Below are 21,200 nucleotides of genomic sequence, written 5' to 3' on the forward strand. Positions count from 1 at the left end.
GGGCCTAACTCTTCAGGCCGGAGAACGCGATGCCCTGCATGATGCGCCGCTGGAAGATCAGCAGCACGACCATGACCGGGATCACCGCGAGCGCCGCGCCCGCCATGATGTAGTAGGCGCGTCCCGACTCCGTGCTCGCGAGCTGCTGCAACGCCAGCGGCAGGGTGTAGAGCTCGGGGTCGTTGAGCACGATCAGCGGCCACACCAGGTCGTTCCAGTGGAAGATGAAACTGGTGATCGTCACGACGGCCAGGACCGGCTTCGACAGCGGCAGGATGACCCGCCAGAAGATCTGCATGCGGCCGGCGCCGTCGATCCGGGCGGCTTCCTCCAGTTCGACCGGAAGGGTGCGGAAGAACTGCCGCATGAGGAAGATGTCCAGGACCGAGGCGACGTTGGGCAGGATGATGCCCCACGGCGAGTCGTAGACGCCGAGCACCTGCGTGACGTGCAGGCGCGGGACCAGCAGCGTGATCGTCGGCACCATCATGCCCGCCAGCATCAGGACGAAGATCTTGTCCCGGCCGGGGAACGGGATGCGGGCGAACGAGTAGGCCGCCAGGGCGTCGATCAGGAGTTTCACCGGGACCAGGAAGCACGTGATCCAGACGCTGTTCCAGAACGCGGTGCCCAGGCCGCTGATGGTGAAGACGTACTCGTAGTTCTCGAGCGTCGGGTTCCACTCGCCGGTCTTCTTGTCCAGCGGGAGGAGCTGCGGCACCTGCGTGTAGACGTCGGGGCCGTTCTTGAACGACGTCGCGAGCATCCACACGAACGGGACGACCGACACCAGCGCCAGCAGGATCAGCGCGATGTAGATGGGCAGGCGGCGCACCGTCTTCTGGGTCACGATGCCTCCTGCTTCATGAACTTGAACTGGACGAACGTGATGATCATGATGAAGATCAGCAGGATGAACGACATCGCGCAGGCCGCGCCCATCGCGTTGTAGCGGAAGGCGTACAGGTAGATGTGCAGCACGTACGCCAGGCCCGACTGCTCGGGTCCGCCGGTGACGCTCCTGTTGCCGCCGCCGGAGAAGATGACGTACACCAGCCCGAAGACCTGGAGTGCGGCGATGATGCCGGTCACGACGAGGTAGAAGGTCGTCGGTCGGAGCATCGGCACGATCACCTTGAAGAAGCGCTGCACCGGGCTCGCGCCGTCGATGACGGCGGCCTCCTTGATGGACTCCGGGATGCTCTTCAGGCCCGCCAGGTAGATGATCATCGAGATGCCGCACTGCCAGGCCGCGATGAAGGCCAGCGCCGGGATCACCAGTTCGGGGGTGTTCAGCCAGTTCTGCCGCGGGATGCCGAACAGGCCGATCACCGCGTTGATGACGCCGTACTGCGGGTCGTAGAGCCAGCGCCAGATGGCGCCGACGGCCGCCTCGGCGGTCACGACGGGCAGGAACAGCAGCAGGCGGAACAGATTGGAGCCGCGCCTGATCGAGTTGATCAGCAGCGCCTGGGCCAGCGCGGTGACCAGCGTCAGCGGCACCGCCACCAGCGTGTACTGGAGCGTGACCATGATCGACTTCCAGAAGTGCGGATACTTCACGTCGTCGAAGAACAGGTCGGTGTAGTTCTGCAGCCCCACCCAGATGGGAGCCGAGTGCAGGTCCCACTCGGTGAAGCTGTAGTACAGGGCCGCCAGGGCCGGATAGAGCAGGAAGATGATGAAGTACACCATCGCGGGGGCGATGAGCAGCCACCCGATCAGATGGTCGCGCCTGCCGATGCCCGGACGGCGGCGCCGTCCGGGCTTGGCGGGCGTCTCGGCGGGCCGGTGGGCCACGACCGGAGATGCCACGGTTGCCTCGCTTCCGTGATGACTGGGCTAGCTGTTCCAGCCGAGCAGGGCGCGGGTCTTGGTCGCAGCGTCGGTCAGCGACTCCTGGGCGGTCATCTTGCCGCTCAGCGCCGACTCCAGAGCCGGGGCGATGATCTCGTCGTTGATCTGGATCCACTGCGGGAGCGCCGGGCGCGCCTGCGCCACCTTGAGCTGCTCGAGGAAGGCCTGCTGCTGCTCGCCGAAGGTCGCGGCGTCACGCTCGGCCGCCTCCTTGTTGACGGGGAAGCCGCCCAGGGCCTGGGCCAGGTTGGTGTTGTTGGTCGCGTTGGTCAGGTGCTGCAGCCACTTCCAGGCCAGGGCCTCGTTCTTGCCCTTGCTGAACACGACCGCGTTCTCGCCGCCGATGTTGCCCGCCGGAGTCGTCTTGTACGGCAGCGGCGCGACGTTGAAGTCGAGGTCGGGGAACTGGTCCTTGATGGTGGCGACGTCCCACGGGCCGGAGATCATCATGCCGGCGAGGCCGTTGGCGAAGGCCTGGTCGGAGTCGGTGATCTCGCGCGGCGACGACGGCAGCAGGTCGACCCAGAGCTGCAGCGCCTCCACGGCCGGGGGCTGGTCGAACAGGATCTTCTTGCCCGCCTCGTCGACCATCGAGCCGCCGGCGCCGCCGACGACACCGGGCCACATCCAGGCGCCGTAGCCGTCGCCCTTCGGCACCACGATGCCGGCGATCTTGGCGTCCTTGGCGTGGATGGCGGCGCTCATGGTCTTGAGCTCGTCCCACGTCTTCGGCGGGGTCGGAACCAGCGCCTTGTTGTAGAAGAGGGCGACCGCGGTGTGGTCGATCGGGAAGCCGTAGAGCTTGCCGCCGACCTTGTTGGTGTTGAGCGCGCCCTCCCAGTAGTCGGCCTCGTTGAGAGTGCCGGCCGGGACCTCCTTGATGGTGCCCTCCTGGGCGAACCGGGAGACCAGCGGCTGGTCGAGGATGCCGACGTCGGGAACGGTGTTCCCCGCGAGCGCGGAGCCGAGCTTGGTGTTGTAGTCGTCCTTGGGGATCTTGACGATCTTCACCGTGACGCCGGGGTTGGCCTTCTCGAAGTCCGTCCGGATCTTCTCGACCACCTCACCGGCCTGGGGGGTGCGGTCCTGGAACATCCAGTAGGTCAACTCCGTGGCGGCAGACCCCGCGCCGCCCTCCTCGGAGCCGCCGCCGCAGGCGGCGAGCCCGGCGAGCAGCACCGCTGCGGCAGCCGCCCCAGTGACTCTCCTGATCATTTCCATCTCCTTCTCGGGGGGTTGAACAGACGATAATGTAAGACGCAAAAAAAGATCAGTCCCTCGTCGGAAACGCTTTGGTAACGCGGCACCCGCTACCCTGTGCGGCGGCATGTGCCTGGTAGCCGTTTCGTTCACGCATTGAACTAACATGTCGGCAGAAAACGGGAGGACAGGCGCCATGGCGAGGCCGGAGCGTAAGACGGTCAGGGATGTCCGGAAGGGGAACCGCGGCATGCTGCTGCGGACCCTGTACTTCGGCGGCCCGCGGAGCCGTCACGAGCTGACCGGGCTCACCGGCCTGTCCGCCGCGACCATCAGCACCATGACCGGTGATCTTCTCTCCGAGAAGATCCTGATGGAGGCCGGTCAGGTCGAGAGCGACGGCGGGCGCCCGCGCGTGCTGCTGCGGGTCAATCCCGTGTACGCCTACGTCATCGGCGTGGACGTCGCCGAGACCCACGTCAGAGTGGAACTGTTCGACCTCGAGATGACCGAGAAGGCCCGGGTCGACTACACGCTCCGGCCCTCCCACCACGACATCGAGCTGGTCGCGCGCCGGATCCTGGCCGGGATCGACGTCGTGCTGGCCGACGGCCAGGTGGCCGCCTCGCAGGTGCTCGGCGTGGGCATCGGGGTGCCGGGGATCGTCGAGCGCGGGTCGTCCGACACGCTGATCCACGCCAAGACGTTCGGCTGGGACGGCGTGCCGCTCGGCGCGCTGATGCGGGCCGGGACCACGCTGCCGGTGTTCATCGACAACGGCGCCAAGACGATGGGCCAGGCCGAACTGTGGTTCGGGGCCGGCCGGGGGGCCGACCACGCGGTGATCGTGCTGATCGGATCGGGCGTCGGGGCGACGGTGGTGGCCGACGGCCTGGCCGTACGGGGGACCTCGAACTCGGCCGGTGAATGGGGTCATACCAAGATCGAGATGAACGGGCGGCCGTGCCGGTGCGGGTCCCGGGGCTGCCTGGAGGCCTACATCGGGGCGGAGGGGCTGCTGGCCAGGGCCGGGGTTCCGGCCCAGACGACCGACTGGCCCTCCGCTTTGGGACGGGTGCTCGACCTCGGCGGGGCGGTGGTCGACGAGACGGTGACGTACATGGGCACCGGCCTGGCCAACCTGATCAACATGCTCAACCCCGAGCGGATCCTCATCGGCGGGTGGGCCGGGCTGATGATCGGCGAACGCCACCTCGACCAGATCCGCGTGGTGGTGGGGGAGAACTCGCTGACCCAGCCCTACAACGCGACCTCGATCGTGCTGGGGGAACTCGGGCCCGACGCGGTGGCCATGGGGGCGGCCACGCTGGTGCTGGAGGAGTTCCTTGACACGAGCGCCCCACTGCGGCTGCACGCCGCCAGTTGATGCTTAGTTCAAAGGGTTGAACTAAGGTTCCGGCCAGATCATCAGCACGACGACCTGGGGTGTCGTGCCGTCGTAGTCGGGCTCCTTGTAGTGGAGCCTGACCCGGTATCGGCCCGGTCGTAACCCCGGCACCGTCAGCCCGTCGCCCGTGGACATCGCGTCGGCCAGCTTCATGTGGCCCTCGGGGCTGACGTAGCCGACCTCGGCGACGCGGTCCCAGCCCTTCTCCTCCGGGGGCCGCTCCGCGTAGACCTCGACCTGGAGGCAGGTGTCGTAGTCGGGGTCGGTGTTGAGGAGCAGGTGACCCGCGGAGGTCGCGATCGGCGTCTCGTAGGAGCGGTCGAACAGCTCCTCGTCGTAGTGGTCTCCCTCCCACGACTCGATGACGCCGTATTCGGTCCAGACCTGGTCCCGTACGACGTGGCGGGCCTCGACACGCGGCCGGTGGCGGGTCCGGTCGCAGTACATCGTCGACACGGCCTCCTGCGCGGCCCAGGCGGCGTCACCGGCGGCCTTGATTGCGGCGGCGTCGCGACGGGCCCGCGGGCAGATCGGATCGATCGGGAGGTCGGCCGGTTCCTTCAGCGGATGGAGCGCGCAGGCCGCGCGGCCGTAGGCCAGCAGGTCGCGGTCGGAGATCCGGGCGAACTCCGGGTCCCGCCGCGCCGCGCAGAGGAAGGACACCGCCTCCGTCTCGGCCCGCGACCCCTCGCAGTCGGGTCGGGTGATGCCGCCCTGCTGGAGATCGGCCGCCACGAGTGTCGCCACGAGCGCGACGGCGACCACCCGCCGCACCACCGGCCACCGGACGGGCGACCGCCGGACCGCCAGGAGGATCAGCGCGGCGGTGACGAGCTCGGGCACCTTGGGCAGCACGAACATCTCCACCCCCGTCCGGCCGCCCCACACCTGGAGGCACCCGGTGCCGCGGACCATGTCGTAGGCGAAGAAGAAGACGCTGTGGGCGCTCGCCACCAGCGCCGCCACCATGACCCGCACCGACGCGCGCCCCAGTCGGGGCCGCCCGGCCATGGTCGTGACGGCCATGACGACGACCGAGACCGCGACGACGATCGGGCCGGCGAAACCGGCGAGGAGGAGGCCCGTGTCACGGCCGAACCCGTCGGGGCCGGACCAGAGCGCGCGCGACACCACGTCGTCGAGATCGTGGCCCACGCAGGGTTCGAGCGGCTCGACGTAACCGAGCACGACGGACCCGCCGACGGTGGTCAGCATCCCGTGGGCGATGAAGCCCGCCGAGACGACGAAGGCCAGCGCGAAGGAGATCCATGAACGTCTCGGCACAGCCGCACACCCTAGCGACGGTGCCCGACGGCCAGCACCATCAGTGCGGCGGCCACGAAGGGCGGCAGGAACGGGGCCGCCGAGGAGAGCAGCTCGCCCCAGCTCAGCAGGTCACGATGGCAGCCGACGTCGCGGATCAGATCGAACCCGAAGACCAGGCCGCCGTGCCCACAGATCAGGAGCAGCACCCCGGCCAGCACTCGGACGACGACCCGGCCCGTCAGAGCGCGGCCTCTCGCGGTGGCCACGGCGACCACGACGATCGCGAGCACCACGAGGACGGGGCCCGCGTAGATCGAGAGCGCCTGGCCGGAGAAGCCGGGCCCGGACCACGGGCCGTCGTCCGGGGGACAGGCCGGGCCGGCGCCGTAGTAGACCAGCGACGCGCCCGGCCTCGACCGCACCGCCACGTCGAGCACCGACACGAGTAAGGCCAGCGCGAAACAGATCCACGATCTTCGAGGCACGAGCGGTCACCCTAACGGGCCGCGCCGACCTGACCCCTCTCACCGGGGAAGATCATCAGGAGCAGGGTCTGCGGGTCGTACAGGTCTCCCCCCGACTCCCTCAGGTGGGCTCTGATCCGGTAGTCGCCGGGGCGCAGGCCGGGTACTTTCAGGCCGTTCGTCCCGTCCATCGGGTCATAGAGTTCCATGTGGCCGGTGAGGCTCCGGTAGCCGACCTCGACCACGTGGTCCCAGCCCTTCGTCTCGACCGGGGGGCGCCCGCGATAGACCTCGGCGGTCAGGCAGACGGCCGGGTCTGCGTGGACGTTCAGGGCGAGCAGGCCGGGGGCGGTCGCGATGAGCGAGGCTTCTTCGGGGAGGTCCCACTCGCCCTCCTCCTCCAGCCCAGGATCCCATGACTCGATGGCGCCGTAGTCGGTCCAGGTCACGGTGCCGACCACATGGGAAGGCCGGATCAGCGGGCGGTGGCGGCCGAGGTCGCAGGAGACCTCGACGACGGCGTCGCCCAGCGCATAGGTCGCGGTGTCGGCGGCGAGCATCGCGGTCTCGTCGCGGTGGGCGAGCGGGCAGATCGGCGCGAGGTCGTGGCCGGGGAACCCCCTCAGGGGATGGCGCGCGCACGCCGCACGGCCGTAGGCGATCAGGTCGCGGTCGGGGATCGTGGCGAAGCGCCCCCCGCTGCGCATCCCGCACAGGTACGGCCCCTCGCCGACCTCGATGCCGTCGGTGTACGCCAGTCGCTCGCAGTCGGGGGCGGTGATGTCGTCCCGGTTCGCGTCGGCCGCCACGAGGCCGGCGACCAGGCCGGTCACCACCAGCCGGGGCAGCGCCGCGGGCATCCGCCACCGGATCTCGCGGCCGCGCCGGACCGCCAGCAGCAGGAGGAACGCGTTGAGCACCGTCGCCGAGGGCGGCACCAGGAGCACCAGCATCCCCTGCCGGCCCGACCACCCGCGCTCGAAGCACGCCGTGTCCCGCGCCAGGTCGACGGCGAACAGCGCGAGCTCCCACCCCTGGCCGATCAACAGCCAGCACGCCATGATCCGGACCGGTCGCCCGTTCCTGGTCAGGGCCAGTGCCAGCGCGGACGCCATGACCAGGACGACCCCGCCGTAGTGGGTGACCTCGAAGAACGCGGCGCCGAAGAGACCCAGCCCGAACGGCCGGGGGCCGCCGAGTGCCACGGCGGTGAGGCCGGAGACCTCGTCGAGCCGGGCGACGTGACGGCCGAGGTCGACGTAGAGCTCGCTCCCCGGGCAGCCCTCCTCCCCGGGGATCACGAAGAAGAAGCGGCCGTTCATCGTCGCCAGGTAGACGACGTAGGCGGCGGAGACGAGGCCCGCCAGGGTCAGGTGGAACGACGATCTTCGGGACACGGGCGGTCACCCTAGCGGGCCGGGCCGACAAGGTGGTATAAAACCATCCTGTTACATAACTGGAGGGTTATCTGCCCATGTTGGACGCCACGTTCGCGGCCCTGGCCGACCCCACGCGCCGGGCGATCCTGGCGCGGCTGGCCGAAGGCGAGGCCACGGTGACCGAGCTGGCCGCGCCCTTCGCGATGAGCCAGCCGGCCATCTCCAAGCACCTCAAGGTCCTGGAGAAGGCGGGGCTGATCACCCGGGGGAGGGACGCGCAGCGCCGCCCCTGCCGCCTGGCCGCCGAGCCCCTGAAGGAGGCGACCGAGTGGCTGGCCGGATATCGGGACTTCTGGGAGGCCCGCTACCAGAACCTCGACCTGCTGCTGAAGGACCTGGGATGACCGATGTCGTCACCCGGGGCGACCGGGAGATCGTCGTCACGCGCCGGTTCGCCGCCTCCCGCGAGAAGGTGTTCGCCGCGCTGACCACGCCCGACCTGCTCCTCCGGTGGTACGGCGCCCGGGGGTGGCGGCTGGCCGAGTGCGCCTTCGAGGCGTCGCCTGGTGGCTCCTACCGGTTCGTCTCCGAGGGGCCGGGCGGGGAACGGATGACGCAGCGGGGGGAGGTGCGGGCCGTCGAGCCGCCCGCGCGGGTCGTCATCAGCGAGGTGTTCGACGAGCAGTCGTATCCGGGGGTCACCCTGATCACCCACGAGCTCACCGCCGACGGCGCGGGCACCCTGCTCACCACGACGATCCGCTACGCCACGACCGGCGGCCGGGCCACCGCGCTGCGGTATCCGATGGCCAGGGGGATGGCGGAGTCGTACACGAAACTGGATTCTCTGCTGGAAGGGACAGGCATGAACTGGACGCTCGAAGTGGTCGTCGTACCCGTGTCGGACATCGACCGGGCCAAGGCCTTCTACGCCGGCAAACTCGGCTTCAACGTCGACCACGACACGTCATTTGGCGACGACGTGAGGATCGTGCAGCTCACTCCGCCCGGGTCGGGGTGTTCGGTCGTGATCGGCAAGGGGGCGGTGCCGGCGATGACGCCGGGGTCGCTGCGCGGGCTGCAGCTCGTGGTCCCGGACATCCGGAAGGCGCACGCGCTGCTCGTGGAGCGGGGGGTCGAGGTGAGCGACGTACAGAAAATGGGGGAGAACCCCTCGTCGATGCCCGATCCCCTCGACAACGTCGGGTTCGTGTTCTTCGACGACCCCGACGGGAACGGGTGGGCGGTGCAGCAGATCTCGTCCCGCGGCTGACCGCCCACGCGTTCTCAATCGGTGGCGAGGATCACGTCGGAGGCCTTCACGAAGGCCGTGACCCGGCTGCCGACGCCGAGTTTCAGCTCGTCGGCGGCCTCGGTGGTGACCGACGCGACCAGCCGGAGGCCACCCGCCGACAGCTCGACGTTGGCGGTGGCCTCACCGCGTGTGATGCCGGTGATCTCGGCCGGGATCGCGTTCCGCGCACTCAGTTTCATGATCGCCTTCTGCCCTGGAGAAGCGGGACGGAACCTCGTCAGAAGAAGGCGGCCGTGCCGGTCGGGTTGCCCAGCCAGGGGGTGTTGTACGCGTAGTGCCCGCCGGTGGTGGAGATCATGACGTATCCGGGCACGCCGTCGACGCGGTAACTGACGTCGGCGATCTCCCCGGTGACCCCGCCGGGCGAGCCGCCCATGTACAGCGCGTTGCCGTAGGCGTAGATCTGGCCGGCCTTGCTGACCATGACGTAGCCCCGGCCGTCCGGAGTGGGGGACATGGCGACGATCGCCCGGCTGAAACCGGAGGGCGAGCCGCCGAGGTACTGGGCGTTGCCGTAGGCGTAGATCTGACCGGCCGAGGTGAGCAGCCAGTAGCCCCGGCCGTCCGGGGTCATCTCCACGTCGACGAACCGGCCCGTGAAGCCCGCCGGGCTGCCGCCGTGGTAGCCGGCCGAGCCGTAGGCGTAGACCTGGCCGACCGCGCTGACCATGACGTAGCCCTGGTTGTCGGGCATCGCGGCCATGGCGACGATCTCCTCGTTGAATCCGGTCGGGCTGCCGCCCCGGTAGGGGGCGTTGCCGTAGGCGTAGATCTGGCCGATCGAGGTGAGCAGCCAGTAGCCGCCTCCGTTCGTGGTGACCTTCGCGTCGACGAACCGGCCCGTGTAGCCGGTCGGGTTGCCGCCGAGGTACTGGCCGTTCCACGCGTACACCTGGCCCGAGCTGGAGACGTCGGTGTAGCCGTTCGGGCCGGTGATGTGGACGCCGCCGCCGTTCCTGACCGCCTCGGGGCCCGGCGGCGGGCCGATGCTCAGCGAGGTGGGGGTGCGCGCGGTCAGCGTCGTTCCCATCCCCGCGTTGGCGGGGCAGCGGACGGCGCCGTTCAGCCGGATCTCGAAGTGGACGTGCAGACCGGTGGAGGAACCGTTGACCGCCGTGTAGCCGAGGAGCTGGCCCCGGACGACGGTGGCGTTGTGCGCCACGAGGCGCGAGGCCAGATGCCCGTAGCGGGTCGACCAGCCGCCCGTGTGGACGACGTCGAGGTAGACGCCGTAGCCGCCGGGGTCGGGGCCGACGGCGTCCCATCGGACGGTTCCGTCCTGGGACGCGTACACGGCGGTCGACGGGGTGCGGGCGATGTCGGTGCCCGCGTGGGGGTGGTTGGGGCGGGGTTCGCCGCACACGCCGCTGACCCGGCCGTCGGAGGGCCACCAGAGATATCCGTCGGGGGCGGCCTGCGCGGGAACGGCCCAGAGCAGGACGAGCAGTAACGCCGTCAGCATGCGCCGCATGTCACACCCGCTCCCAGATGGACACCCAGTCGATCTGCACGTTCCCGGCCGCCGCGTCGGCCGGGCCGTTCGGGGGCTGGGTCTCGGTCTGGAGCACCCAGTGCATGGGCTTGATCGGCATGAGCGCCGTGTTGGTGAACTCGCCGATCACCACCCCGTCGAGCAGGAAGCGGACCGACTGCGCCGTCCACTCGGTGACCGCCGTGTGCCAGTTGCCGAACGTCACCTGCGGTCGGTACGGCGTGGCGACCTGGGGGTTGCCGCGGTGGTGCATGTACGCCTCGATGTAGCCGTTCAGGGAGCCCTCCGGGAAGTCGATCTCGCCGTCGGCCCAGACGCCCGGGTCGTCGGGCCAGAGCAGCCAGGCGGTCTTGTAACCGGGCACCGGATCGGCGCGGAACCTCACCGCGTAGCGGCCGTGGACCATGCCCTCGTAGGCGTTGGCGTGGCCGGGGATGATCGGCAGCGGGGCGGACACCAGGTGCTGGCCGTTCTCGGTGTGCAGGAACATGTTCATCGCGCCGTTGTGGACGCTGACCACGCGGTCGGGGGCGTATCGCCCGTGGCCCGAGGTGTCCGGGAAGCCCGCGTAGGCGGTCCATCTGCTCGCCACCGCCGTCGGGAAGGAGCCCAGGGGGACGGTCTGGGTGAAGTCGTCGGTGAAGACCTGCCGCCAGCCGGGCAGGTCGCCGACCGGCATGGCCTGGCCCGACGGGGCGGGGGTGGCCAGCGGGGGCGTCCAGATCTGGGCCGGGCCCGCGTCGCAGGTGTAGACCCAGATGGGGTTGCCGTCGGCGGTGCCGACGTTCTTGGACGACAGGCACAGGCCCGAGTTGGGGTTCACGAGCGTGCCGTTCGGGCGGGGGCTCCAGATCTGGGCGGGGCCGCCGTCGCAGGAGTAGAGCCAGACCGGGGTGGTCGAGACCGTGCCGGCGTTCTTCACCGCCAGGCAGTGGTTCCCCTGGACCCGGACGGTGCCGTCGCCGGGCAGCGTCCACTGCTGGTGGGCCGTGCCGTTGCACGTCCATAGGACGATCGGGTTGCCGTTGGCGGTGTTGCCCGCCGCGTTGTCGAGGCACTTGGCGGCGATGCCGCGGACCGGGCCCGTCGCCGCCGCGTGGGCGGGTGGCGCCAGGGTGAGCAGGGACGCCAGCAGCACGAGTGCCAGCGTCGCGGCGTGTCTCACCGTTCGCATGGATCCCTCCTTGGGAGTGGGTGACGTACCGAAGCCTTGGAGGAGATCGCCCCGGCCGGGAGGCGGCTGGCGTTCCACGTAACGTTTCAGGCCGTGGCGCTGCGTGATCGCGGCGAGTATGAAACGTTCCAGAGGTGGACCGAACTCCCCCAAAGCGACGTCCCCCGGGCCCGTTGCGTGATCTTTCGCCCGATCTCGCGCCGGCCCAGGCGGCTCTGGCGACCGAACTGCGGACCGGTCGGGACAAGGCCAATCTGGGACTCCAGGAACTCGCGCAGCAGGTGTACTCGTCCAAGGCGACCGTCAGCCGGTGGCTCAACGGCCAGGCGGTGCCGACCGAGAAACAGGCCCGGCAGTGGGCCGAGACGTGCGGGACCGACGTGCCGACGATGGTGCGCTTATGGCAGGAGGCTCAGGAGCGTGTTCCCCCGGTCCCGCCGGAGAAGCCGCGCCGCCTGAGGGTCTGGCCGTTCCTGTTGGGCGCCGCCATCGCCGTCGTCGGCGCGGTCCTCTTCTGGGTGTCCGGAGAGGATCGGCCGCCGTGCGCGCTGGACTACCCGATCTCTCTGTACGTCCCCGCGCAGAGCGGCGAGCGGATGGACGTCACCGCGGCGATCAGATGCGCCCTGCCCGCCGACCGGCGTTACTTCGTGGTGGAGGAGGTGCCGAACGTCGACCCGCGCAACCCCCACCCGGCGTTCTACGTGAAGGCGCGGATCACCGAGGTCCGGGTCGGCGCCTCCTCGGTGCTGCCGATGATCCTCAAGGAGCCGGTGGGGATGAGGGCCAAGTTCTCCGTGATCAGCGTCGACGAGGCGGGCGAGCGGGCGCTGGAGGAGAACCGCGTGATCGACAACGGTCTGCTCGACCTGCCGGAGGGCGCTCGCCAGGAGTCGGCGGTCACCTGGCACGTGAAGGCCTGGGAGTAGCGTCCGCCTAGAGTGGAAACCTGGACATAGGGGGTTCATCATGCGCCTTGACGGAACGGTCGCCCTGGTCACGGGGGCGTCGAGCGGAATCGGGGAGGCCGCGGCGATATCGCTGGCGCAGCAGGGCGCCGCGGTCGCCGTGGTCGCGCGGCGGCGCGAACGGCTCGAGGACCTGGCCGCCCGCATCGGCAAGGACGGCGGGAAGGTGCTGGTCGTCGAGGCCGACATCACCCAGGAGGCGCAGGCCGCCGAGGCGGTCGAACGGACCGCCCACGAGCTCGGCCGCATCGACACGCTCGTCAACAACGCCGGGGTCATGCTCCTCGGCTCGGTCCAGCAGGCGCCGGTCGCCGAGTGGCAGCGGATGGTCGAGACCAACGTCCTCGGCCTGCTCTACTGCGCCCACGCGGCGCTCCCGCACCTGATCAGGGCGGCGGAAGACGGTCCCCGCTACGTCGCCGACATGGTCAACATCTCCTCCGTCGCCGGGCGGACCGTCCGGAGCTGGAGCGGCGTCTACAACCTGACCAAGCACGGCGTCGGCGCGTTCAGCGAGTCGCTGCGGCAGGAGGTCGCCAGGAAGCACGTGCGGATCTCGCTGGTCGAGCCGGGCGCGGTGGAGACCGAACTGGCCGGGCACAACCGGCCCGAGGTGCTGGAGACGATCCGGAACACCTTCGACGACGTCGAGCGGATGCAGCCGGAGGACATCGCCGACGCGATCACCTACATCGTCACCCGGCCGCGCCACGTCGCGGTCAACGAGGTGCTGATCCGGCCGACCGAACAGGAACGGTGACTCTGAGGAGGCCCGAGATGCCGAAAGCCTACGTGTACCGCGAATACGGAGGCCCCGAGGTCGAGGAGTTCACCGACCTGCCCAAACCGACCGCCGGTCCCGGCCAGGTCGTCGTCCGCGTCCGGGCCGCCGGGGTCAACCCGGCCGACTGGAAACGCCGCACTGGCTGGCGCGGCCCCGGGAACGGCCCCGATCACTTCCCGGCCGTCTTCGGCAACGAGGTCGCCGGGGTCATCGCCGAGATCGGCCCCGGCGTGACCGGCCTCAAGCCGGGCGAGGCCGTCTTCGGCAGCCCGCTGAAGGGCGGATACGCCGAATACGCCGTCCTCCCGGCGGCGGGCGTCGCCCACAAACCCGACGTCGTCTCGTTCGAGGACGCCGCCACCCTCCCCGTCGCCGCCGCCACGGCCTACGACGGGGTCCGCCAGCTCGGCCTGCCGCCCGGCAACACCCTGCTGATCACCGGCATCGGCGGCGGCGTCGGCACGGCCGCCGCGCAGATCGCCCGCAACGCCGGTGTACGCGTGGTCGGCACCGCCGATCCGGGCAAGCGCGAGTTCGTGGAGTCCCTCGGGGCGACCTACGTCGAACCGGGCCCCGGCGTGGCCGAACGCGTCCGCGCGGTGGCGCCGCAGGGCGTCGACGCGATCTACGACCTGGTCGGCGGCGAGGCGCTGCGCGAGGTGGCGCCCGTGCTGGGCGACCACTCGAAGCTGATCTCGGCCGGAGACCAGACGACGGCCAAGGACCTCGGCGGCCGCCCGGTCGCCCGGGTCCGTACCAAGGAGGTGCTCGGCGCCGTCGCCGAGATGGTGGCCGACGGCGTGCTCGACCCGCACGTCACCGCCACCTACCCGCTGGAGGAGGCCGACCGCGCGCTGAGGGAGGTCGAGAACGGACACGCCCGCGGCAAGATCGTCATCACCGCGTGAGCGGTTCGCCTCGGCGAGGGTGGCCCGGCTGGCCACCACAGGTCCTTTCGTCGTCCCGGTGACCTTCGCGGTCGACGGGGACGTGATCGTGACCGCCGTCGACCACAAACCGAAGACGACCCGGCGGCTGCGCCGGCTCGACGCCGTCAGGGCCGATCCCCAGGTGAGTCTTCTCGTCGACCATTACGAGGAGAACTGGGAAAGGCTCTGGTGGGTACGTGCCGACGGCGCCGCCCGGGTCGTCGATGAATGGCCGATCGATTCTCTGGCGGCGAAGTATCCCCAATATAGGGAAACGCCACCCGAAGGCCCGTTCATCGTGATCGACGTGGTGAAGTGGCGAATGTGGTCGGCGCTGCCAGAATAGGCGGATGCCGTTATGGGGAAGACGCCTGCTCATCGCCGTGGCGATCTGGGCGACCGCGATGGGTTACTTCTACTGGGAACCGCTGGATTCCGATGTGGGCAACTTCCTGGTGGCCCTGGCCGGCCCCGTGGGCCTCGGCCTGGTTCTCGGAGGGCTGGCGAACCTGCCGTGGTGGCAGGTCGCCGGGTTTCTGGCGTTTCCCGGCGCGGGCTTCCTGCTGTTCACCGTGTTCCAATGGCACCGGATCCTGATCAACGACGATCCGATGCCGGCCGCGATCCTCTTCGCCATTCCGGCGCTCGCCTGGCTGATCACGTCGTGGCTGTTCTCGCGCGGATTCATCTGGCCGAAAGCGGGCGTGTGCGCTCTGGTGGTCGCCGGATTCGTGGCGAGTTTTCCGGCCCTCGACGCCCACGAGGAGGCGGAGTTCCGGGAGGCGATCATTTCCACCGGCGCGCCATTGGTGGCACCGGTCATTCCCGGATTCACCCTGGCCTCGACCGACGGATTTCCGCTCAGTGGGATAGGGCTGAACTACAGTTCGGCCGACCGGTCGGACACGATCGACGTCGACGTGTATCCGCTGACGAGAGACCCCGGGGAGATGTGCCGGGGGATCCCCGATTCCAACTGCGAGAAGATCTGGGTCGACACGACGGTGTGGGGGACACGCCTCTACGGCCGAGTGGCCGGGACCACCCTGCGCATCGACGCTTTCGAGGCACTGGGCGACACCCTTCTCCGGGGGTTCGAACAGGCGCCCCGCCCGATCACCCTCGACGAACTGACCGATCTCAGGCGTTAGCGAACGCCTCCCGCAGGTTCCTCGCGAGATGCTCCCTGGCCTCGGTCGCCGCGTCGAAGAAGCCGGGCAGGGAGAAGAACCCGTGCAGGGCGCCGGGGAAGTCGCGGTAGTCGACCGGCACCCCGGCGGCTTCCAGCGCCTCCGCGTACAGCCTGCCCTCGTCGCGCAGCGGGTCGCATTCGGCGGTGAGGACGGTCGCGGGGGCCAGGCCCGACTTGTCGGCGAGATGGAGCGGGGACAGGCGGGGGTCCGCGGGGTCGGCGCCGGGGGCGTACTTGCGGACGACCCAGGCCATGGAGGCGGCGTCCAGGCCGTAGCCGGAGGCGAACTCGGTGTAGCTCGGGGTGGCCATGGCCACGTCGGTCACCGGGTAGACGAGGGCCTGGTGGACGAGCGGCAGCCCGGCGTCCCTGGCCAGCCAGGCGGCCACGGCGGCCAGGTTGCCCCCGGCGCTGTCACCCGCGACGGCGACTTTTCCCGGGACGGCGCCGTAGGAGGCGGGACGGTCGAAGACGTCGCGGACGACCGTCCAGGCGTCGTCGACGGCGGCCGGGAAGACGTGGTGCGGGGCGAGGCGGTAGTCGACCAGCGCGACGGCCGCTCCGGTGCGAACCGCCAGGTCACGGGCCAGGGGGTCGAGCTGGCGCGGGGTACCGTAGACCCAGCCGCCGCCGTGCAGGTAGACCACCACGGGGAGCGACGGCTCGTCGGTGGGGCGATAGAGCCGTACCGGAACCTGCGCCACGGTCGTCTCGGTGACGGAGAAGACCTCGGCGGGGACGCCGCGCTCGGCGGTCTTGTCGTCGAGTTCGCGCAGCACGAGCACCTCGTCGTCGGTGATCGAGTCGAGGTCGGCGCCGGGGGTCGCCGGGAAGCGATCGAGGAACTTTTGGGACTGCGGGTGGAGCGGCATGGGCGAGAACATACTCGACGTCTCGGGACGAATGCCTCTGACGGTGCGCAACCGGCCAGGCACCAAGGGTTTGTCAACGGAAGGTAAGTGGACCCTAACGAACGAGCTGATCACAAGTGCACTTCGGTGGGTCCCCAAGAAGGAGAACTGTGAGAGACTCCAGCATTGCGGGGCGGTAGCTCAGCCGGTCAGAGCATCGGACTCATAATCCGTGGGTCGTGGGTTCAAGTCCCACCCGCCCTACCACCTGAACAGGGCTTTCCCGCCCTCTCGTCTGGTCCTGATGATCATCCTAGGGCCTTGGGAGACCGAGGGGAGACCGCGAGTCGCGGATCCCCCAGTGATGACCGTTCCGGGGATCACTGACCGGGGGACCAAGGCCATCGAAGCCTCCATCCCTTCGCACGCGTCCGATCGGCGACGTACCGGACAGGGCCTCGTTCGAACGCCGGAACTGATGGACCATGGCGCGACGGCATTCGTCCCCGCGAAGGACTCCCATGCTGAAAAAGAAGAAGACCAAGCCGAAGAAGCCGGTCCAGGCGACGCCGCAACCCAAGCCCGAACCGATGCAGGAGGACCACGGCCTCCTCCGATTGCTCCCGCTGGCGGTCGGCGCGCCCGCGTTGGAGATCGGCGACTTCACGGCCCCGCCGGGCCTGCCCGTCCCCTCGACACCCGCGATGCAGGAGGAGGAGCTGGTCCTCCCGGACTTCCTCCCCGACGGCCCGATCGAGATCCAGGCCCCCGCGCCCGCGCCCGCCCATCTGATGCTCGTCCAGAAGGAAGTCCCGTTCACCGGCCTCGGCCACCTGCGCGAGTTCGTCACCCGCGAACGCGGGGCGGTCCAGAGCCTGCTCGCCGCCCTCACCACCGGCACCGCCGCCGAACGCCAGGTCGCCAAGATGCTCGTGGACGAGGCTCGCAAGGTCATCCCCGACCCGCCCATCGATCTGGCCCTGGCCGACGACGGCACCGAAGCCGACTTCTGGGCCCTCGCCGGTCGTGCGCTCAACGTGGCGGCGGTCGAGCCGATCGCCATCCTGGCCGAGATCGCGGCCATGTCGGCCTGGCTGAAAACGCCGGAGGGGACGCCCGGCGTCACCGCCACCATCCACAACGCCGTCGGACAGGCCAGGGGCAAGAAATTCGTCGTCGAGGTGTTCCGCCCGATGGTCCAGGGCCTGCTGGACCAGAGCCCGTTCCGCCAGGTGCCCACGGCCCGCCCGGCCAGTATGAGGAACGAGCCGGTCAGGCCGAACTACAAGGGCGTCCAGAAGCTCGCCGGCGACTGGATCGCCGCCATGGTCGGCAACCTCAAGCAGGGCGAACTGGGGGACTCCTACCCCGAGCAGCTGAAGCAGATGGCCAAACGCAAGGATCTGGCCGGCGACCGCAGCATGGACCGGCTGGCCGACATGGTCTACTGCCTCGGCCGGGGCCGCATCTGCGTCGCGATCCTGCGCCGGGGCCGCGACATCGGTGTCTTCGCCAACACGAGCTCCGACAAGATGGGCCTCGATTTCGACCGCCTCCTCCAGGCCTCCCGCCTGAGCGGCGAGCGGCGGAACACGGCGATCAACGACCTCGTCAGGGAGATGCTCGTCCCCGGCCGCGACCAGCCACAGGACTACGCCGACATCCGCAATCGCCTGGTCAAGGCCCTCGACTACCTGGCCGAGCTGGAGGCCACCCACGGCCGCCTCCGTACCAACGCCTTCAAGAACACCGTCCGCGACATGCACGCCGAGATGCAGGCCGCCGCCGTCGCCGAGAACAGCGGCTCCGACGCGCTCGGCATCTCCAAGGCCTGCTGCCTGACCTGCTGGATCATCCTCACCCAGGGCAAACCGGAACTGTTCGGCCGCACCTTCGCCACCCACCTGCAGTCCTACCCGTGGCCTCCCGGCCAGATGGTCGCCGACCCCGACGTCCTCATCAAGATCCTCGACCTCGACGCCGACCCGCCCCACCTGCCGGGCGACGCGGCGGCGCTCCTGAGAGCGGCCATCAAGACCGGCCCGAAGGGCGCCGTTCTCCTGGCCCTTTACCAGATCGCCTCGAAGGGCGGCGACACCGGCTACCTCTCCAGCGGCGACGAGGCCGACACGGTCGACATCGACCCGCACGCGGTCGCCTACCAGGCCTACCTCGACGAGAAGGGACTCGCGAAGACGAAACGCAAGGAGGCCCCGGTCGTCGTCACCCCGCCGACGAAGAAGCCCAAAACCTGAACCGAACTCCGCCGGTGGCGGCCGTCGCGGGCCGCCACCGGCCGGAACTCAGAGGCCTGATTCGGCGGTCAGGAGCGTGTCGCCGCCCTCGGTGAGGATCAGCCGGGCCTGCGTGCCCGGGGTGACCGTGCCGGTGAGGCGCACCGCCGTGTCGGTCGTGCCGGTGAAGTTCTCACTGTCGAGGACGCGGCCCGTGGCGGCGTCGACCAGGGTCGCGCGCAGCCGCTTGCCGATGGCGGTCGCGAACAGGCGGCCGGTGACCTGGCCCGACGCGTCGACCTTGACCTCGGCGGCGCCGTGGGCGTTGGCGTTGGTGACGTCGCCCAGGTCCATGGTCGGGAGGTAGGTCTCCGTCCACGACAGCGACTCGCCCGCCTTCAGGACGGCCGGGGTGAAGAACTTGGGCGAGGCGCCGGCCCACAGTTCGATGTAGGGGCGGGCCGAGTTGCCCTTGCTGTAGACGTTGGTGTCGAACGAGTTGTTCTGGCCCCATTCCCAGAACTTCATGCCCGGCGTCTTGGTGTTGTCGCCGACCCGGATGACGCCCTCGTTGTTCTCGTGGTTGATCACGCCCCACCAGTCGCCCTGCGGGAGCGTGGCCAGGTCCTGTCCGTAGGCGATGCCGTCTCTCGTCCAGTTGGACATCTGCTTGAGCCTGTCCAGCTTGAGCAGGCCGGAACCGGCCGGTCCGGCGGGCTGCTCGACGCTCTCCATCCAGCGGTAGCCGGGGTCGCGGTAGATCGTCTTGACGGGGGAGACGACGCTCATCGTGGGGGAGCCCGCGTTCGATGGGGCGCCGGGAGCGAGGGTCGTACAGGTCCAGTATTCGAATCTCCTGTCTTCGGCGCCGGGGTTGGTGATGGCGACGGTCATGTCGAGGGTCGGCTTCTTCGCGTCGATCGCGTAGGTGACCTCGGTCGTGAGGCCGGTGGGGCCGTAGACGTAACGGCTGGGCTTGTACGGGTAGTCGACGTCGTCGACCTTGGTGATGGTCAGCGCGAAACGGCCGTGCTTCTGCTCGATCCGGTAGTCCCAGGGGACGTTCCAGAACTTGCCGTGCTCGGCCTCGGTGAGCGTGGGGAACACGCCGCCCCAGACCATCAGCCAGTTCTGGTAGAACGGCGAGTTGCCGGGGGTGCCGGGGGCGGCGCTGGAGAAGCCGTAGGGGGTGCCGACCGGGTTGGTGTAGAAGAGGTCGTTGCCGGTGGGCTTGTAGATCATCGAGACGAGGCGGCCGCCGTATTCGGGGGCGAAGACGGCCTTGAGATATTTGGTGTCCACCTCGATCGTCCTGATCGTCTGGCCGGTGACCTTGTCGCTCACGCCGTCGCGCCGCACCGAGACGCCGTCGTCGCTGACCTTGTGGTCGTAACGCTCGAAGATCGTGGTGGCCCTCGTGTTGACCTTGAGGTAGTCGGGGCCGTGGACGTCGAACGACTGTTCCTTCAGGCGGCGGGGGGCCTCGACCCTGACGGGGGCGCTGACGCTCGTGGTTCCGGTGACGTCCTTCAGCGCGCCGTCGGCCAGGGTGACGGTGCCCTTGGTGCCCGGCTTGAGGGGGTCGTCCAGCTTGATGACCAGGGTCGACGCGTCGGAGAAGTAGGCCGCGTCGTCGCGCAGCGCCTCGGTGACGTCCCGGCCTGAGGTGGCACGCAGTCCGGAGAATCGCAGCAGGGCGCGGATCTGGTCGGCGGTGACGTTGGTGCCGCTCACACCGGTCCGGGTCTCCTTGACGGGGAGGTCACCGGCGGTGGCGATGCGGCGGGTGAAGCGGATCTGGATCCGGTCGCCGGTCTCCGCGACCTCGGCGCTCGCGATCTTCGGGGCGGCGTAGGCGCCGGTGCCGGGCGTGACGTCGGCGGCGACCTCGGTGGCGGTCTGGCCCGCGCCGGTGGTCAGGCGGAGGTTCGGGCCGAGAGTCAGTCGGTACGTCGCAGTGAGGTCGGCGCCGAAATAGAGGCGATAGGTGCGCTGGGCGGTGGCGGGGACGCTCTCGACGTACACGGGCCTGGCGGTGTCGGCGCCGGTGAGGGTGATGTCGGTGCCGGTGTAGACGCCCGTCGGCATGCCCGACCAGATCGTGCCGGCGAAGGTGACCTCGACGGTGCGCGCGTCGAGCTGCCGGGCGGACGCGAGTTGGGCCGGGGCGGCGTCCGACGGGTTGCCGTCGAACCGGGTGGGGCGGGTCGAGGTGCCGGGGAGGGCGGCGCCGTCGGCCGAGCGGAAGAAGAGGTCGCCGAGCCTGTCGGCGCCGCCGTCGAACCACAGGTCGTAGGCGTTCCCTTCCAGCAACGCCGCCTGGCCCAGGACCACCCGGAGGGTGCGGTGGCCGGGGGTGTCGACGGGGCGGACCGTGGTGCCGGGGATCTGCGAGATCGGCTGGCCGGTCAGGGATTCGGTGCCGCTGATCTTGATGAACTGGCCCGCGTAGGCAGGGTTCGCGGCGGTGAACTGGAGGATGTCCGGGCCGAGCTCGGCGCTGAAGGTGATGTCGATCGAGCGGTCGTCGACGGCTGTGACCTGCGCGATTCTCAGCTGGGCGTGGGTGGAGTGGGCCGCTGCGGTGTGGGGGAGCGCGACGAGGGTGGCGCTCGCCGTGGTCATCGCCAGGGCCAGGGATAAGAGGGCGCGGTTCTTCATGTGATCCTCTCCGACGTTCCGTCTGA

General features: G+C 69.6%; 20 protein-coding genes and 1 tRNA gene. 10 read left to right on the plus strand and 11 right to left on the minus strand.

From position 1 onward, the window contains the following. Nucleotides 1-4: 4 nt before the first annotated feature. Genes ACYQ78_RS01245 through ACYQ78_RS01255 form a run of 3 tightly spaced genes read right to left on the minus strand, consistent with a single transcriptional unit; the run spans nucleotide 5 to nucleotide 3,072 of the window. On the minus strand, nucleotides 5-850 hold the full coding sequence (locus tag ACYQ78_RS01245) for a carbohydrate ABC transporter permease (protein WP_459798756.1): 846 nt from the start codon (nucleotides 848-850) through the stop codon (nucleotides 5-7). Next, on the minus strand, nucleotides 847-1,815 hold the full coding sequence (locus tag ACYQ78_RS01250) for a carbohydrate ABC transporter permease (RefSeq protein ID WP_459798757.1): 969 nt from the start codon (nucleotides 1,813-1,815) through the stop codon (nucleotides 847-849). The genes ACYQ78_RS01245 and ACYQ78_RS01250 overlap by 4 nt, the downstream gene beginning before the upstream one ends. Before the next feature lie 27 nt (nucleotides 1,816-1,842). After that, the gene (locus ACYQ78_RS01255; protein WP_459798758.1) at nucleotides 1,843-3,072 is read right to left on the minus strand and encodes an ABC transporter substrate-binding protein; all 1,230 of its coding nucleotides are present in this window, start codon (nucleotides 3,070-3,072) and stop codon (nucleotides 1,843-1,845) included. Between the two features lie 181 nt (nucleotides 3,073-3,253). Between ACYQ78_RS01255 and ACYQ78_RS01260 the strand changes: the two genes are divergently transcribed. Continuing rightward, nucleotides 3,254-4,444, plus strand: coding sequence for an ROK family protein (locus tag ACYQ78_RS01260; RefSeq protein WP_459798759.1), 1,191 nt, complete (start codon nucleotides 3,254-3,256; stop codon nucleotides 4,442-4,444). Nucleotides 4,445-4,465: 21 nt separating this feature from the next. On the opposite strand, the gene ACYQ78_RS01265 is transcribed toward ACYQ78_RS01260, so the two are convergent. Genes ACYQ78_RS01265 through ACYQ78_RS01275 form a run of 3 tightly spaced genes read right to left on the minus strand, consistent with a single transcriptional unit; the run spans nucleotide 4,466 to nucleotide 7,592 of the window. Continuing rightward, nucleotides 4,466-5,749, minus strand: coding sequence for a hypothetical protein (locus ACYQ78_RS01265; RefSeq protein ID WP_459798760.1), 1,284 nt, complete (start codon nucleotides 5,747-5,749; stop codon nucleotides 4,466-4,468). An 11-nt stretch (nucleotides 5,750-5,760) separates the two neighbouring features. Then, the gene (locus tag ACYQ78_RS01270) at nucleotides 5,761-6,216 is read right to left on the minus strand and encodes a hypothetical protein (protein ID WP_459798761.1); all 456 of its coding nucleotides are present in this window, start codon (nucleotides 6,214-6,216) and stop codon (nucleotides 5,761-5,763) included. Nucleotides 6,217-6,227: 11 nt separating this feature from the next. After that, complete coding sequence (locus tag ACYQ78_RS01275) at nucleotides 6,228-7,592, minus strand: hypothetical protein (RefSeq protein ID WP_459798762.1); 1,365 nt, start codon at nucleotides 7,590-7,592, stop codon at nucleotides 6,228-6,230. Between the two features lie 77 nt (nucleotides 7,593-7,669). Here ACYQ78_RS01275 and ACYQ78_RS01280 point away from each other — a divergent pair, with 77 nt between their 5' ends. Beyond that, nucleotides 7,670-7,978 carry an ArsR/SmtB family transcription factor gene (locus tag ACYQ78_RS01280; RefSeq protein WP_459798763.1) on the plus strand — a complete coding sequence of 103 codons (309 nt, stop codon included), beginning with the start codon at nucleotides 7,670-7,672 and terminating at the stop codon, nucleotides 7,976-7,978. Then, nucleotides 7,975-8,847 carry an SRPBCC domain-containing protein gene (locus tag ACYQ78_RS01285; protein ID WP_459798764.1) on the plus strand — a complete coding sequence of 291 codons (873 nt, stop codon included), beginning with the start codon at nucleotides 7,975-7,977 and terminating at the stop codon, nucleotides 8,845-8,847. Before ACYQ78_RS01280 ends, ACYQ78_RS01285 begins: the two co-directional genes overlap by 4 nt. 14 nt (nucleotides 8,848-8,861) lie before the next feature. Here ACYQ78_RS01285 and ACYQ78_RS01290 read toward each other — a convergent pair whose 3' ends face one another. From ACYQ78_RS01290 to ACYQ78_RS01300, 3 genes are read right to left on the minus strand one after another with little or no spacing between them, the layout of a single operon-like run. After that, the gene (locus ACYQ78_RS01290; RefSeq protein ID WP_459798765.1) at nucleotides 8,862-9,068 is read right to left on the minus strand and encodes a TOBE domain-containing protein; all 207 of its coding nucleotides are present in this window, start codon (nucleotides 9,066-9,068) and stop codon (nucleotides 8,862-8,864) included. Between the two features lie 38 nt (nucleotides 9,069-9,106). Further along, nucleotides 9,107-10,360, minus strand: coding sequence for a M23 family metallopeptidase (locus ACYQ78_RS01295; RefSeq protein WP_459798766.1), 1,254 nt, complete (start codon nucleotides 10,358-10,360; stop codon nucleotides 9,107-9,109). Nucleotide 10,361: 1 nt separating this feature from the next. Then, entirely contained in the window at nucleotides 10,362-11,555 is a 1,194-nt protein-coding gene (locus tag ACYQ78_RS01300) for a ricin-type beta-trefoil lectin domain protein (RefSeq protein WP_459798767.1), read from the minus strand. Nucleotides 11,556-11,728: 173 nt separating this feature from the next. Here ACYQ78_RS01300 and ACYQ78_RS01305 point away from each other — a divergent pair, with 173 nt between their 5' ends. The 5 genes from ACYQ78_RS01305 to ACYQ78_RS01325 are packed head-to-tail and all read left to right on the plus strand — an operon-like array spanning nucleotide 11,729 to nucleotide 15,387. Further along, on the plus strand, nucleotides 11,729-12,484 hold the full coding sequence (locus ACYQ78_RS01305; protein ID WP_459798768.1) for a helix-turn-helix domain-containing protein: 756 nt from the start codon (nucleotides 11,729-11,731) through the stop codon (nucleotides 12,482-12,484). Nucleotides 12,485-12,524: 40 nt separating this feature from the next. After that, a complete protein-coding gene (locus ACYQ78_RS01310) occupies nucleotides 12,525-13,283 on the plus strand; it encodes an SDR family NAD(P)-dependent oxidoreductase (protein ID WP_459798769.1) in 759 nt (252 codons plus the stop codon). Nucleotides 13,284-13,300: 17 nt separating this feature from the next. Then, a complete protein-coding gene (locus tag ACYQ78_RS01315) occupies nucleotides 13,301-14,215 on the plus strand; it encodes an NADP-dependent oxidoreductase (RefSeq protein WP_459798770.1) in 915 nt (304 codons plus the stop codon). A gap of 19 nt (nucleotides 14,216-14,234) precedes the next feature. After that, complete coding sequence (locus ACYQ78_RS01320; RefSeq protein ID WP_459798771.1) at nucleotides 14,235-14,582, plus strand: TIGR03668 family PPOX class F420-dependent oxidoreductase; 348 nt, start codon at nucleotides 14,235-14,237, stop codon at nucleotides 14,580-14,582. 4 nt (nucleotides 14,583-14,586) lie between these two features. Next, a complete protein-coding gene (locus ACYQ78_RS01325; protein WP_459798772.1) occupies nucleotides 14,587-15,387 on the plus strand; it encodes a hypothetical protein in 801 nt (266 codons plus the stop codon). On the opposite strand, the gene ACYQ78_RS01330 is transcribed toward ACYQ78_RS01325, so the two are convergent. Beyond that, nucleotides 15,377-16,300 (minus strand): alpha/beta hydrolase, encoded by a 924-nt coding sequence (locus ACYQ78_RS01330; protein WP_459798773.1) that lies wholly within the window; start codon nucleotides 16,298-16,300, stop codon nucleotides 15,377-15,379. The genes ACYQ78_RS01325 and ACYQ78_RS01330 overlap by 11 nt on opposite strands. Before the next feature lie 169 nt (nucleotides 16,301-16,469). Between ACYQ78_RS01330 and ACYQ78_RS01335 the strand changes: the two genes are divergently transcribed. Beyond that, nucleotides 16,470-16,546, plus strand: a tRNA-Ile gene (locus ACYQ78_RS01335). A 254-nt stretch (nucleotides 16,547-16,800) separates the two neighbouring features. Further along, on the plus strand, nucleotides 16,801-18,534 hold the full coding sequence (locus tag ACYQ78_RS01340) for an apurinic/apyrimidinic endonuclease family protein (protein ID WP_459798774.1): 1,734 nt from the start codon (nucleotides 16,801-16,803) through the stop codon (nucleotides 18,532-18,534). A 48-nt stretch (nucleotides 18,535-18,582) separates the two neighbouring features. On the opposite strand, the gene ACYQ78_RS01345 is transcribed toward ACYQ78_RS01340, so the two are convergent. Beyond that, nucleotides 18,583-21,174: a DUF5107 domain-containing protein gene (locus tag ACYQ78_RS01345; protein ID WP_459798775.1), complete on the minus strand. Its 2,592-nt coding sequence runs from the start codon at nucleotides 21,172-21,174 to the stop codon at nucleotides 18,583-18,585. Nucleotides 21,175-21,200: the final 26 nt, after the last annotated feature.

The organism is Herbidospora sp. RD11066, assembly GCF_054661255.1.

What these genes read in the sequence shown, in the direction of transcription:
- ACYQ78_RS01285 (WP_459798764.1), top strand. Translation starts at nt 7,975, where the DNA reads ATGACCGATGTCGTCACCCGGGGCGACCGGGAGATCGTCGTCACGCGC.
- ACYQ78_RS01325 (WP_459798772.1), top strand. Translation starts at nt 14,587, where the DNA reads ATGCCGTTATGGGGAAGACGCCTGCTCATCGCCGTGGCGATCTGGGCG.
- ACYQ78_RS01345 (WP_459798775.1), bottom strand. Translation starts at nt 21,174, where the DNA reads ATGAAGAACCGCGCCCTCTTATCCCTGGCCCTGGCGATGACCACGGCG.
- ACYQ78_RS01340 (WP_459798774.1), top strand. Translation starts at nt 16,801, where the DNA reads ATGCTGAAAAAGAAGAAGACCAAGCCGAAGAAGCCGGTCCAGGCGACG.
- ACYQ78_RS01330 (WP_459798773.1), bottom strand. Translation starts at nt 16,300, where the DNA reads ATGCCGCTCCACCCGCAGTCCCAAAAGTTCCTCGATCGCTTCCCGGCG.
- ACYQ78_RS01295 (WP_459798766.1), bottom strand. Translation starts at nt 10,360, where the DNA reads ATGCGGCGCATGCTGACGGCGTTACTGCTCGTCCTGCTCTGGGCCGTT.
- ACYQ78_RS01310 (WP_459798769.1), top strand. Translation starts at nt 12,525, where the DNA reads ATGCGCCTTGACGGAACGGTCGCCCTGGTCACGGGGGCGTCGAGCGGA.
- ACYQ78_RS01290 (WP_459798765.1), bottom strand. Translation starts at nt 9,068, where the DNA reads ATGAAACTGAGTGCGCGGAACGCGATCCCGGCCGAGATCACCGGCATC.
- ACYQ78_RS01280 (WP_459798763.1), top strand. Translation starts at nt 7,670, where the DNA reads ATGTTGGACGCCACGTTCGCGGCCCTGGCCGACCCCACGCGCCGGGCG.
- ACYQ78_RS01300 (WP_459798767.1), bottom strand. Translation starts at nt 11,555, where the DNA reads ATGCGAACGGTGAGACACGCCGCGACGCTGGCACTCGTGCTGCTGGCG.
- ACYQ78_RS01255 (WP_459798758.1), bottom strand. Translation starts at nt 3,072, where the DNA reads ATGATCAGGAGAGTCACTGGGGCGGCTGCCGCAGCGGTGCTGCTCGCC.
- ACYQ78_RS01260 (WP_459798759.1), top strand. Translation starts at nt 3,254, where the DNA reads ATGGCGAGGCCGGAGCGTAAGACGGTCAGGGATGTCCGGAAGGGGAAC.
- ACYQ78_RS01315 (WP_459798770.1), top strand. Translation starts at nt 13,301, where the DNA reads ATGCCGAAAGCCTACGTGTACCGCGAATACGGAGGCCCCGAGGTCGAG.